General features: G+C 29.6%; 13 protein-coding genes and 1 pseudogene. 3 read left to right on the forward strand and 11 right to left on the reverse strand.

Annotation, left to right across the window (positions count from 1 at the left end):
- The coding region (locus A5816_RS16410) for a hypothetical protein (RefSeq protein ID WP_179189742.1) at positions 1 to 502 on the forward strand (502 nt) is incomplete at its 5' end.
- A 279-nt stretch (positions 503 to 781) separates the two neighbouring features.
- On the opposite strand, the gene A5816_RS15625 is transcribed toward A5816_RS16410, so the two are convergent.
- From A5816_RS15625 to A5816_RS15655, 8 genes are all read right to left on the reverse strand, one after another.
- Entirely contained in the window at positions 782 to 1,177 is a 396-nt protein-coding gene (locus A5816_RS15625) for a DUF961 family protein (protein WP_081156953.1), read from the reverse strand.
- Positions 1,178 to 1,193: 16 nt separating this feature from the next.
- Positions 1,194 to 1,514 (reverse strand): DUF961 family protein, encoded by a 321-nt coding sequence (locus A5816_RS15630; protein ID WP_081156952.1) that lies wholly within the window; start codon positions 1,512 to 1,514, stop codon positions 1,194 to 1,196.
- On the reverse strand, positions 1,514 to 1,900 hold the full coding sequence (locus A5816_RS15635; RefSeq protein WP_081156951.1) for a hypothetical protein: 387 nt from the start codon (positions 1,898 to 1,900) through the stop codon (positions 1,514 to 1,516). Before A5816_RS15635 ends, A5816_RS15630 begins: the two co-directional genes overlap by 1 nt.
- 1,265 nt (positions 1,901 to 3,165) lie before the next feature.
- A complete protein-coding gene (locus tag A5816_RS16715; protein WP_219336905.1) occupies positions 3,166 to 3,249 on the reverse strand; it encodes a putative holin-like toxin in 84 nt (27 codons plus the stop codon).
- A gap of 130 nt (positions 3,250 to 3,379) precedes the next feature.
- Positions 3,380 to 4,033, reverse strand: coding sequence for a DUF6037 family protein (locus A5816_RS16415; protein WP_179131906.1), 654 nt, complete (start codon positions 4,031 to 4,033; stop codon positions 3,380 to 3,382).
- Between the two features lie 744 nt (positions 4,034 to 4,777).
- A complete protein-coding gene (locus tag A5816_RS15645) occupies positions 4,778 to 5,041 on the reverse strand; it encodes a helix-turn-helix domain-containing protein (RefSeq protein WP_002335342.1) in 264 nt (87 codons plus the stop codon).
- Between the two features lie 112 nt (positions 5,042 to 5,153).
- The gene (locus A5816_RS15650; RefSeq protein WP_086311720.1) at positions 5,154 to 5,483 is read right to left on the reverse strand and encodes a hypothetical protein; all 330 of its coding nucleotides are present in this window, start codon (positions 5,481 to 5,483) and stop codon (positions 5,154 to 5,156) included.
- An 88-nt stretch (positions 5,484 to 5,571) separates the two neighbouring features.
- Complete coding sequence (locus A5816_RS15655; protein ID WP_081156994.1) at positions 5,572 to 6,741, reverse strand: hypothetical protein; 1,170 nt, start codon at positions 6,739 to 6,741, stop codon at positions 5,572 to 5,574.
- Between the two features lie 1,024 nt (positions 6,742 to 7,765).
- On the opposite strand from A5816_RS15655, the gene A5816_RS15660 reads away from it, so the two are divergent.
- On the forward strand, positions 7,766 to 8,578 hold the full coding sequence (locus A5816_RS15660) for a ParA family protein (protein ID WP_081156993.1): 813 nt from the start codon (positions 7,766 to 7,768) through the stop codon (positions 8,576 to 8,578).
- The gene (locus tag A5816_RS15665) at positions 8,571 to 8,894 is read left to right on the forward strand and encodes a DUF5388 domain-containing protein (protein WP_081156991.1); all 324 of its coding nucleotides are present in this window, start codon (positions 8,571 to 8,573) and stop codon (positions 8,892 to 8,894) included. The genes A5816_RS15660 and A5816_RS15665 overlap by 8 nt, the downstream gene beginning before the upstream one ends.
- A 748-nt stretch (positions 8,895 to 9,642) precedes the next feature.
- On the opposite strand, the pseudogene A5816_RS15670 reads toward A5816_RS15665, so the two are convergent.
- From A5816_RS15670 to A5816_RS15680, 3 genes and pseudogenes are all read right to left on the reverse strand, one after another.
- Positions 9,643 to 9,863, reverse strand: a pseudogene (locus A5816_RS15670) (type VI secretion protein ImpB); the annotation flags it as partial.
- A 116-nt stretch (positions 9,864 to 9,979) separates the two neighbouring features.
- On the reverse strand, positions 9,980 to 12,244 hold the full coding sequence (locus tag A5816_RS15675; RefSeq protein ID WP_081156989.1) for a SpaA isopeptide-forming pilin-related protein: 2,265 nt from the start codon (positions 12,242 to 12,244) through the stop codon (positions 9,980 to 9,982).
- A gap of 234 nt (positions 12,245 to 12,478) precedes the next feature.
- Positions 12,479 to 12,877, reverse strand: coding sequence for a hypothetical protein (locus A5816_RS15680; RefSeq protein ID WP_081156987.1), 399 nt, complete (start codon positions 12,875 to 12,877; stop codon positions 12,479 to 12,481).
- Positions 12,878 to 12,892 lie beyond the last annotated feature (15 nt).

The following is a 12,892-nucleotide window of genomic DNA, read 5'->3' on the forward strand; positions in this document are numbered from 1 at the left end:
TATTAATACAGATAAGTATCCTAAAAAAAGTCAATATTATGTATTAGCATCAGATATCAGCCTCCCAGTATCTCTGGAAAAAGATACCAAGCTATATCTGGTTCAAATACATAAAAATAAAGAATGTATACTCATATTTTGGAAAGGCAATAATTTTAAGACTCTTCCAAATCGAATTATCGTTAATTATAGTGAACTTCGTAATAAAATCATATACACAGAATCTAAAATTTCTTTCATCCAAAGCTGGAAAAAAATAAATACTGACTTTTTAAATACTTCAATAAAAAATAAAATGATTATCTTTGCTATCCTAATTGGTTTAATAATAGTATTTTACATTTTCTCGTTATTAGTGAACAACAAAGAAATTTTTAAAAATTCTACATTGCTAATTGGTGAAGCTTTTTTTCTTACTTTTTCACGCGCAATTTTCATATATTTTCGGAAGTTACTTTCCTATATTTTTAAAAATATATTTAAAAGAAAACAACGTAAGTAAGCATAAAAAAACTGTTCCCAAAAATTCTAAAATTAATTTCATAAAAAACTCCTAAATAGTTAACTTTTTTGAATGGAATTTTCTAACCAACAATATATTCTTTTACTATTTCTTATCAAAGTATTTTATAAAATTATCTCACTCTATATAATCAAATAATCAAAGAAACTAACACTAGAACATATATATTTTAAACTCTTTTACTAACCAATACAGTATTTTTCAAAAGGAGAATAATTTTTTATTCTCCTTCAATACATTCATTTTCCTACCCCAAAATTATTTGTTTGGGTTGTCTTTTTGATTTTTTGAATCATTTTGTAGTTTTACGCCCGCTGATTCAGAAATTTTTCGAATATCTTCAGCAAAAACCTGAATATAAGAATTTGAAAATGTTCCATTACCAAATCCATATAAAGTTGTACTAGGATTGATAATTTCTACCTTATCTCCAGCAACCAATTCACGTAATGGTGTTTCTACTGGAATTGTAATAATTTCTTCTGAAAGTTGTTTTCTTGATTGAACAACATAACGTCTATGAGTTACCTTACGTTCACCTGTATCCTCGTCAACTTCTGTTTTCTCTGACTTCATACGCAAAAATAGTAATTCTCCAAATGTCTCTTTTGAATCAATTTCCATTCCTGCATTTAATTCGTTTCTTTTTGGCATTTATAATTTCCTCCTACTAAGCATTTCCTTTTTTCATATTTTGTACAAATATACGCCAACCTACAATTGCACCATTATTGGTACTTTCACTCATAGGCTCTACTTTTACGTCTTCAATAGTTACAACATCTCCAAAGTTAAATTCAGACAAATTAACACGAGTAGGTAGAATAATTTCAATAGTTTCTGACTGACGAGAACTTAACAAACGACAATAATTTCCATTATGTCTACGATCTCGCCCCGATCCTTGTATATATTCTGAACCTTTAATTGGCTTTCCTACAAAGGACAACGTCCCAAATGTTTCTTTTGGTTTAATTTTCAAAAAATCCATTACTCTTTTCCTTCTTTCTCTTTGATTATGCGAATATATTGATTCGCTGTAGCACGTAAATTGGCTTCTTCCATCTCAACACCATAACAAAACGAAGGTATCGCTTGTTTATGGATCACATCAATACAAAAAGCACAATACTCACGCTGATTTCTAAAGGTCTGATCTTCCAACTTATCTGGTAAAATCTTTAATGCAGCCTTATAGTTTTTTTCTTTTATGAAAGTGACACTTTCTTCGAAATCAACTTCAAACTTTCGTAAATATTCTTGAACACCTAATTCTTCTAAACGAAGTCTATTTCTTTCATAGACTTTTCTATGGTGTATCAGCATTTCTTTTAGTTCAACTTCTAATTGCTGATTAAAATAATCAATATTGTTCATTAACGTACCTCTCTTAGATACTTTCCTGTTTAAATGTGCTATTGCTGTAGTAGCAATCTTCTTTCAGGAATCGTCTTGGCATTATTGCTCGGATTGCACGCCTGAAATGCAGACTCTTTGTCAATCAAGTACCTTGTTTACCCTTGCGGTTTACCAGTTCCATCTAGTACCATCAGCGTCCCCCTTTTAAGCGGACGTCTTAAGGATTTTATAAATGGTTCCTCAACCAACTACACAAATGAACAAAATAATGCTATAGTATAGTTTCTCAGGCTATGCTATACATGTTTGTTAATGTGTATAGAGAACAAAAAATAAGCTATTACTGGATTGTTTTTTGTTCAATATTTAGTTATCAAGGATCAATCGTTAAGAAATACTAAAAGCTGATTGTGATTCCATTTGATAACGCCAAAAACGAAAAAAGGAGCTAATTGCCTAAACAGCAACTAACTCCTTTTTTTCACTGTCACAAACTTATAAAAACACCTTACTAAGTAACAAAGCATGCTACAAAAATAACTTTAAAAATATATCCTTAATTTTTTCATCTAAAAATAGGCACAAAAATCCCTGTAAAGATAAGAAATTAAAAGAAATTCATAGAAGTATTTATTGTATTATGTTATCATGTTACCGTTGTGGCGAAAGCCATGACGGTGAAGGAGCCTAGGTGCGAACTAGGTCTTTGTGGCTTTCTTAGCTTCGAAGGGTTACCAGCCCTGAGCGGAAAGCCTTCCTTCATTTTTTTTTATATTCAAATGTACACTTAACTGACTGTGTCAAAAATCACAATCAACTCGCTTTAGACTTTACCCTTAACTAAAATAATTGTCAAGAGTAAAAAAAGAAATAATTTTATCTGTAAAATTCAACTAAGCAAATTTTACAAAAAAAATTTTAGCATAACACACAAAAATACGCAAACATATGTTCTTGTTTTTTCAAAAAACAATGATATCAAGTCATAATCGTATGATTTAAATTCATAATCGCAACGTTAAATTACAATATAAAGAGAAAAAAATGAATTTTTTTTTACTTTTTACTCTTTACTTATCATTAAATTATTTATGAATTTATCAACATACATACAATGTACTGGAAATAATCAACAATCTAAGCTATAATAAAAATGAAAAGAAAAAGGAGCCATGCACAAACATAGCTCCAATTCCTTTTGTAGAACCGTTAAAAAGACGGTGACTTTGAATTAAATGTTTTTTTCTCAAACCATCTAACTCCTAGCCAAAGTGTTTAGATGGTTATTTTTTGTCCTTATGGTCAATTATCAGCAAAACTAACGTCGCAAAAGCGATCATCAGTTGAATTGCTTCAAAAGTTGACACTTGCCTACTCCCTTCTAGGGATAAAGCTATGAACCATAGGCATCACCCCTTTTTCAAGAGATTAGCCACCATCTTTTCACTTTTCTACCTCTCAATTATACCATATTTATAACAGCTAAAAATAAAATTCTCACAACTTATACTCATTGTGGCTCTCATTAAAATTATGCAAAATTTCCCAATCAGTTCTTGCTTTATTAGGATCATCAGAGTAACTAAAACTTATATCTTTATGAATACCAAAAATTTTATATAAATCTGGTCTTAAACGTCTTGTTTTTTCATCATTGTAATCTGATCGATAAATTTGAGAACCAGTTTTACTTAATCCATTTACTTTTACAGCAAAACAATACTTTTTATTCGGATCAGTTGGATCAGTTTCAATGACTTTTAAGATTGCTCGGTCAACGTCTTTTTTTACCGTATTTTTAAATTTCGCTGGTATTCTTTCTTCCATTGCTCCTAACAAACTTTTTATAAGATCCTTAAAATGATTTTCTTTCGAAGTACTGCGATCAATTTCAAAAAAACGATACAAATCAATAGGGTTGGGAATATTTAACCAACGTGTTCGACAAAAGCATTCAAAACATTCTTCTAAATTACCGTCTTTAAATACTTTCAACATACATATTGCTTCTCGATCTTTACGTAAATCTTGTTCTGCCGTACTTAAAACAGCAACACAATCATGCTTGTTATAAACAAAATTGAAACCTGACAAAGTTCTTCCATTCTCCTTCATACTAGCCACATGGGAGTGAAAATTAGCTAAATTCATCTTTATCGCCTCCAAATATAATTATTTAATTTTCTGTGTTTATCAACCATTCTAACAAAGTAAAAATTCAAAGCTTTTAAACAACAATTAAATAATCACCTCCTATAAAAAATAACAAAAAACCCTCAACATAACAAAAAAGCATATTACGCTTTGCTGCTATGTTGAGGGTTCCTATCATTAATAATAAAAATAGTAGTAGGAATGCAAAATCTATATCTTTTACATTACCTCAATCATTCAGTATTTTTTTACAACCTCATCAAAAGGTATCTACAAATAATATTCTATTTTTTTAACACAATTTATTTTTACATGTAATAAACATTTTTTCAAGAATAATTTAAAAAATTATATGAGATATCGTTATTTAATCACTTAGTTTACATAATCCTTACTATCCCAAGTACCAGCTCTACCAAGCCTTTTTTCAGCTAACTTTGTGAAATAAAATTGGTCTAGGTAAAACTGACTTAATTTTACTAATTTTTATAATTTAAAAGTTTGTGAAATTTACATACTCAAATATACTAGAACTGTTATATTTGAGCTCATTTTAATATTCTCTTATAAACATTATGAATCATCTAGCAAACAAAAAATATAAATTACACTTCCTACTTATGATACCTCTTTACTAATAAATTTTAAATAATTTTTATATATAAGGAAAGGGATCAGTAAAATTACTGATCCCTAAGGTAATTATTTATAAAGTTTTTTTGACGTGAAGTTATTTAGGATTTAAACTAACTTAATTTCTTTTTTAAAGAAGTTTGCAATTTTTAGAAGTGTTTCAAGGTTAGGATTTGTTTTACCTTTTTCAATCTTTGATATTTGTGCTTGTGTTAAACCAGTTTTATCAGCTAAATCTTTTTGTGTTAAATTCGATTCTTCTCTTAATTTTGTTAATTGTGCTATTATTTTTACTCTCTGAACAACTTCTTGATCAATATTATATTTATCTGCAAAAGGTGTTAGTTTACTAAAATTAATTTTTTCTGTCATATACAACTCCCTCCTTTAATTTATTTACCTTTATTAATATTAATAAAGGCTCTCCTTTGAAAATCTTCCTTTTTAAAAGTTTATATCGAAACCTCTATTAACCGATAAAAAATTATCGACCTGTATCATTTTTCCACTCTTCTAACTGTTTGCAAAAATCTTTATACCGTGCTTCAGCTACATCATAATGTCTGTTCTCTATTTTTTGACCTTGTTTCTTTAGAAAAACTAAACAAACGATATAATCCTGCTCAATTTTATAAAGTACACGATAATGTTTCGTACCAATTCCCAAAAACTGTCGTTCTGGCTTAGCAGAGTAATAAGATCCTGAAGCCTCAAGCTGTAATAATTGAATTGATAACTCATCAAACTCTCTACTGTTCTTTCTCTCAAGTTTTTTTAAATCTTTGTCAATAAAATCCGTCACTAATTTTTTCATAAATAAACACCTTTGATTTTCAAAGGAGAATTACGATAGCTTACAAAACATAATATATACTATTGTATATATTATGTCAAGTTGTATATTAAAAGATTTCTTTAAAATAATCTTTTAACTTAGCATTTACTATAGAATTAATACGTTCAGGCATGTTATTAGTATTACACTTAACAAAATCACTATAGCTTTTAAAACTATCAATATAATCTAAAAAGTAAATTAAAATAATAAAATCATCAACATATATACCAGTAAAAGATTTATAATATACCTCATTGAGTTGGGAAAGCAGTTTAAATAACTTTTTGTATAAAATAAATTGACCTTCACTTAAATCAAACCATCGCTTATTTAATAATTTTTTAGTAACAAACTCATCTGGAGTTTGATAATCCAAATCTTTTCTTATTGATTTCAATATTTTAGTAATTATACCTGAAATCATATCACTCATTCTAATACCTACAGATTCATCTGATAATAATTCTTTTGCAGAAGTAAACCCACAGTCTTTAGCAGCATTTAAAGTTAATTCATTTCCTTCTTTATCAATAAATAACTCAACTTTATCTTTCCTTATCGATAGTTCATTTAAATACTTCATAAATCCTATAAAAGAAAATTCATAATTCCAATTAATGTTAATTTCTGATTTTAGATTATTTAACAAAATAATATTTTGCATAAAAACAAAACTTTCTCTACCTTTTAGCTGTAAATTAGATTGATTTTCCTCTATACGTTTCTCAAAAAAACTAACTAATAAATTTAAAAAATCCGTTTCATTTTTACCTATTCCATTTAATATTTCTTTTGGTTTATACATAATTAAAGATTTTGTTACTGAATAAACCAAAGATCTAAACGAAACTCTAGTATCTTTTTGTAATTCAAATAGTATTTGCATTATTACATACTCAGTTTTACTCCTAATTGAATAATACAAAAAAATGTTATCATCAAACAAATCAAAAAAGTCCATCAAGAATTTTACGTTGTCTTTTGACAATGAGGAAAAACCATATTTCAATTGAGAATTTTTCAGTGTTGAACTCTTCAATTCTCCTTTAGTTTTCCTATCTTCATAACATTTTTCAAATACCAAATATTTGTGCTCTATTTCAAACTGATTATTAGAATTCCAACCAACAATAGCCGATACGAAATTATCATAAAAATTTGAACTGGTAACCGTATTACCATTTATCTTGCGACTATGTTCACTTTCATCATAATAAAATTGATACCCACCCATCACATACACTTCCTAACATATATTCCGAAAAGTTAAGAGACACTAAATTTTCCACTTAATCTCCTCTTTACAGTACCTATTACTATTAACTTAAAAATTATTTTTTTCGTCTTTCTTTCTCTTTCTAAAATGCAAAAAAGTTAGAAAAACAGTTGCAATCCTGCACCCGGTAATTCTAACTGATTGTTGTGCGTTTTGGTGTTGAGCATAGTTGTACCCTATGAAAGACATTTCAAAAAAATAAAAAATATTGAAACATCGATCAGAGTACAACCTGTAAAAGTGCCTAACGTCATGCCGACGCCTTGGAGCCACTATCACATCTCTCATGAGTTGGTGCTTTCACACATTGTCATTCCCTACGATCAAACAGCCCAATCGCAGCATTGAATGACAACTACCGATTCTTTCGGAATCCTGTTTGCCACCCTAGCCGTTAACGGTCGCCACCACCCTTAGGACACAAAGTCATGAGAGTAACCTTTGCTTATGTCCGCAACGCCATTTTATAGAATCGGCTGGCATATGACCTGTCCCTTTATTCCTAGTAAAAACTAGCAAGAGTTTGTCCTCTCTTGTCTTAAAAAAACTACCATTAGAGCAAAAAATATGCTATAATACAGTTAACGTATTTACGAGTTTTTCAACTCGCTTTACTGGTCACGAACTGCAATTCGTGGGCAGTTTTTTTTTATTTACTTTTAAATTAAAGATACACTACATTTTTTTTTTGTAAATACTTTTTTCAAAACGGTATTATTTAATACTTGAATACTTGAATACTTGAATACTTGAATACCATAGAATGCTTGAATACTTGAATACTTGAATACTTTTGAAAAAAGTTAGAACGGCTCATAAACATTAATATTGAGCCGTTCTAACTTTTTTTATTTTGAATACTTGAATACTAGGATACTAGGATACTTGAATACTTGAATACTAGGATACTTGAATACCATTTGACTTCCTAAAACTTTTTTGATAAAGTATTCATAAGAAAAAAAGTTTTAGGAGGGATTTTATGAAAGCAAAAATTATTACATTTGGAAATTTTAAGGGTGGGACAGGAAAAACAACAAATTCAACTATGGTTGGAAATGCTCTAGCTTCAAACAATAATAAAACACTTTTAATTGATCTTGATCCACAAGCAAACGCAACAAACTTATACTTAAAAACTAAAAGTAATTTAGAAAACGAAGTTACTAGTTTTTCACATACGTTAATGGCAGCAATCCAAAATGAAGATTTACAATCTGCTTTAATCAATATAAAACCTAATTTAGATATATTGCCTTCAGCACCAGATTTTTCTTTATATCCTCGTTATATGGAAAGTATTGTAGATTACACAGAACGTGTACACTATCTAAATAAACTTATTCAACCTCTAAAAAATAAATACGACTATATAATCATTGATATTCCACCAACCATTAGTCTCATAACCGATAGTGCATTATATATGAGTGATTATTGTATTATCGTTTTACAAACACATGAACGATCTTTACAAGGAGCAGAAGCATTCGTAAATTATATTCAAAACGAAGTAATTAATACGTATAAAGCACCTACACTTGAAATACTTGGTATTCTACCTGTTTTATTAAAAAATGGAGCGCCCGTTGATATTGCTACTTTAGAAAATGCTAAAGAAGTATTTGGAGAAAGTAATATTTTCAGTACTACTATCAAAAATATGGAACGGTTAAAAAGATATGATTTAACTGGTATTACAGACGAAGATATGCATGATAAAAAAGTTCATGACGTATATCAATTAGTTTCTACCGAGATCATTAATAGAATTGAGGAATTTGAAAATGAATAAACTCGTCAGAAGCAATAGAAATAAAAACCTAGACAGAGGAGTACCAATTACTCCTAGAGAAACATTCAAGCTTGATCAAAAAAAAACTGAATTAAAAACTGTTGAATATACACCTAAGCCTGCAAGCATGAAAATTGACTCAGAATTAAGAGATAAAATTAATGCTCTTTCTCTAATTGGTATTGGAGAAAATCAAAAAGAAGTAGTTTCAAGAGCATTATCAAGCTTAATTGATTCATTAACTGACGAACAACAGCGTACCTTTAAAAATCAATTTGAAGTACTTAGAAAACGTACTATAGAAAGAGAAAAATAGTTTTTTATATCAACAAAATACAACTCAAAGATATGTATCTTTTCATTTTTAGATATACATTACTATTAATATATATTGTTTAAAAAAACTATTTACACAATTACAAAAATAGACATGTGTAATTGTGTAAATAGTTATAAAATAGATAAATTATCATATTTATCTATTATCATATTCACTTTTCGGAATATTTAAAATTAAAAAAATTACTATAGGAACTAATCATCAGAAAGGTATTAACTATGATTACTACTAACAAAGATTTCTTTCACAAATTTATTTCATACTATCTTATAAGATTAATTCCCAGCATTCTTATTATTTTTAGTATCACTTATTATCAACTAACACATCATTTAATCTATTTAGCAAATAACATAGAACAATATCTATTTTTTGGAAAAATCACACTAAATATTTTAATGTTTCCTTTTTCTTGCTATGGATTAAGCTATTTATATTTAAAAGGGACAAAAAAATCTTTTAGATATATTCGTCCTTGGGAAATCCAAATATTAACCAGAAAAATTCCACTCCATACTCTTATTACAATAATCTATACAGTAATCTCCTTTGGAATTCTCTTCATAATTATAGAGTTTTCCTATATTATAGGAATACCAGCATTTATCTTTTTCATTATATCTTCTATAAAATCAAAAATGGATTTATAAAAATAACTTTATCTATATAAGATATCTTATATAGATAAAGAGGAAATGTAGAGCCTAAAAGTATAATATCCTTAAGGTAAGTCACTTGGCCTGCTAACATTCGTGATTCCATATTTGCTTTTGGCAGTTGTTGAAACTGCCAGAGTAAGACCTGATCCAGTATTATCCAACTCATAATAACTAATACTATTGTTAGTGGTTCTAAATTCCTTTCAATGCACTCAAAACTCGCGTAAAAGCTCTTCATACCAATCAAAAAATAATCATTCACTGGTTCATCTGAGTAATCAAGCATAACATTCTCCTCGTTTCAACCCGGCAATACAAACATATGTTTGTTTTTGTAAAGGGTGACAATTTAAAAATGCAAAAAGGTCAGACAAAAACGTCTGACCTTTTTTGGTCTATCATTTATTTTTTCCTAATATAATATATAGCAATCCCTACCAAAGCCAATCCGGTACTTCCCATTACTATATTTTTCGTAATTTCGTTGGTTTTTGGGAATCTTTCTCTATTATTATTTGCTTCCCGTTTTTGTACCGATATGGAATTATTGGTAGTCGAAGGATTAACACCATCTTTACTCATATCAGTTGTCACTTGTCTCCCTATATTCGGTTTTGTTACATCTGGCTTCTTAGATATCCTTGTATTCCCTATTGTCAATTCAATGATTTTCTCGTTATTTTCACTTATTGTAAATTTGACTGGTGTTTGATCCAGCCGATAATTTTCCGGTGCTTTCGTTTCTATAAATTGATAGTTACCTACAGGTAGATTGTCTACTTTAATTTTTCCTTGTTTATCTGTTACCAACTTAGTTTGAACCACAGTTCCACTATCAGTTAAAAGATCAAATTCTGCTCCAGATAAGGGTGTTTTGTCCTGACTATCAATTTTATTCAGTATTACTCCGCCCAATTTTTCCTCTTCTTCTAGTAATTTATTGCTTTTAGTAAGATTGATTGGCGTCTCTTGACCTGAAACAACAGTAAAATCAATGGGTGATTTCTCTAGCTGATAGCCTTCAGGTGCTTTTGTTTCTATAAATTGATAATCTCCTGGTTGAAGTAATCCTGAGTTAATGAACCCCTTCTCATCTGAAACTAATCCATCAGCAACAATACGCCCTGTACTATCAACAATCTGAAACTCTGCTCCAGCCAACGGATTTTGATTATCTTGATCAAATTTATAGAGATAAGCACTACCGTCTAAAGTAGTTATGGCATCGTTACTATAAATATTTGTCCCAGCATAGTTGATCGAAGCTCTATTTATAATCTTTTCGCCAGGAAGCGCATTAGGGTTACTAAACCGTACTTTAAAGGTCAGCTCTTGCGTTTCACCTTCTAAAATATCTTTAAGTAACGTATAACTGATTACATTCGTTTCTGAATCATAGGTTACATCAGAAATCATAGAATCGTCTTTTCCAGTTGTTTCTAAGAATGTTGTGAATTCCGGTAAAGAATCGCTTATCACTGTACCAGCAGGAATAGTTCCGTTGTTGCTCTTTAGTCTTAGGGAATATTCTAAGTCACCATTTGTAGTGGACAATGTCGATTGTTTTACAGCCTTAGTTAAGGAAACAGAATTGTAACCCGAATCATCTAAGGCTATTGCGGTGTCATAGCTCCGAAAAAGATTACCACTTGAATACAAATCAACATGATTGTAGCGAACCCCAAATTCCTCTGGAGTAGATTTTTCTATTACTTTCTCTGCATACATCACAACATAGCTATCATCAGGTGAAAGATCACCAAAACTGATTTCAAATCCGTTTGGACTAGTAGTAATTTTATCTGAAAAATCACTTGTTACATATTCCCAAGCATTAGGACTACCATTTTCTTGTCTCGATGTCACCTTTGCAATACGAATGTGTTCGAAAGGAGTTGCGTTACCTGTAGCGGGTATATACGTTCCAGGATCTGTTAACTCTGTACCTTTTGGCGTTGTATCAACTAGTTTGGCATCATTGATTGTTGTTTGATTATAGTTAACTGTAATTGCAAATATGTTTGAAGCTGGATTCGATTCACTCATTAAAGCCGCCCTTACTCCGTTAACTACTTTGGAGGGTCTTGTACTCCATTTTGAAAGTATTGCTAGACTACTAGTAGCTTTTTTTACAGTTGAAGTAGCGTTATCCGTACTAACTAACTCGCTACCTTTATTTAGATCTGCCTTAAAACTTACAGAATCAGGTTTCGTTTCATCATTTACATTCAAATAAGGTGCCGCAAATTTTATAGTAAACGTTTCTCCAGTCGCACTCTGTGGATTAATTTTAGTATGATCATATTGAACGTTCAACACATAATTACCCAATTCGTCTTCCACAACAGCAGGTTCAGACAAATAAAACGGATCATCAATCACCAAATTACTTGTCAGATCATTTTTATTATTAACAATTGATTTTGGTATTGCTATTTTAATTGAACCATCTTCATCTAACCGTCCAGCTGAAGCAGATAAAGTTACATTCAATTCCACCTGATCTCTACTTGAAATTGATTCAGGCCCGCTTATTGTTACCCCTGGATCATCTCCTACTGCTGTAGGAATGATATCAGCAAACGCAATCCCTAATCCAATCTGGCTGAATACAGCAACTATTGCTACAATACAAAAAATTCTCCTTCTAAAATATCCTCTACTCATTTCCCATCCTCCTAAACATATAAATTCCTATTTTAATCCATAATAGAAATATAACATAAAAAAAGTTTTCTTTAGTGAAATACTCAGAAAATATCTTTTTGAAATCAAAATATCAAAAGAACATACCTTGTTGGACATAAATGAATAACTGATAAAGAAATAATAAACTAAACAAAATGCAAATACTAAAAAAGAACCTTTAACAACTATCAAATAGCTGTCAAAGGCTCTTTCCTAATCTGCAAATTTTCCTGATTTATAGACAACTTCATAATTTCCAGAATCTTTATAATCATTAAAGTCTGAATCATATTTAAATCTTTTTAATTCATTTTCATCTAAAGATATACCCCATTTTTTTCTTAAATCATTAGCTTTATTTTCAAAAGGAACCCAGCTATCTACTAAATACAATTTTTGATCTTTATCATAATAAATCAAAAAACTAAAATCATCTTCTGTATAATTATATTTTTTCTTATTATCATCATTTGAATTGGCTATCTTATTTTGTTTTTCTACAATTTTATCAACGACTTTTTGCGTATCTTCACTTTTTTTATTGGAAGAACAACCTGAAACAATCACAATACCTAATATTAAACTAATTAAAAGAACAAAATATTTTTTCATTTCACTACCTTCCTC

Source organism: Enterococcus sp. 3G1_DIV0629, from assembly GCF_002141285.1.
Classification (GTDB): domain Bacteria; phylum Bacillota; class Bacilli; order Lactobacillales; family Enterococcaceae; genus Enterococcus_B; species Enterococcus_B lactis.

Bases quoted from the DNA above. Each gene is read 5' to 3' on its own strand.
- A5816_RS15625 (WP_081156953.1), bottom strand. From the start codon at position 1,177: ATGCCAAAAAGAAACGAATTAAATGCAGGAATGGAAATTGATTCAAAA.
- A5816_RS15630 (WP_081156952.1), bottom strand. From the start codon at position 1,514: ATGGATTTTTTGAAAATTAAACCAAAAGAAACATTTGGGACGTTGTCC.
- A5816_RS15635 (WP_081156951.1), bottom strand. From the start codon at position 1,900: ATGAACAATATTGATTATTTTAATCAGCAATTAGAAGTTGAACTAAAA.
- A5816_RS16415 (WP_179131906.1), bottom strand. From the start codon at position 4,033: ATGAATTTAGCTAATTTTCACTCCCATGTGGCTAGTATGAAGGAGAAT.
- A5816_RS15645 (WP_002335342.1), bottom strand. From the start codon at position 5,041: ATGACAGAAAAAATTAATTTTAGTAAACTAACACCTTTTGCAGATAAA.
- A5816_RS15650 (WP_086311720.1), bottom strand. From the start codon at position 5,483: ATGAAAAAATTAGTGACGGATTTTATTGACAAAGATTTAAAAAAACTT.
- A5816_RS15655 (WP_081156994.1), bottom strand. From the start codon at position 6,741: ATGGGTGGGTATCAATTTTATTATGATGAAAGTGAACATAGTCGCAAG.
- A5816_RS15660 (WP_081156993.1), top strand. From the start codon at position 7,766: ATGAAAGCAAAAATTATTACATTTGGAAATTTTAAGGGTGGGACAGGA.
- A5816_RS15665 (WP_081156991.1), top strand. From the start codon at position 8,571: ATGAATAAACTCGTCAGAAGCAATAGAAATAAAAACCTAGACAGAGGA.
- A5816_RS15675 (WP_081156989.1), bottom strand. From the start codon at position 12,244: ATGAGTAGAGGATATTTTAGAAGGAGAATTTTTTGTATTGTAGCAATA.
- A5816_RS15680 (WP_081156987.1), bottom strand. From the start codon at position 12,877: ATGAAAAAATATTTTGTTCTTTTAATTAGTTTAATATTAGGTATTGTG.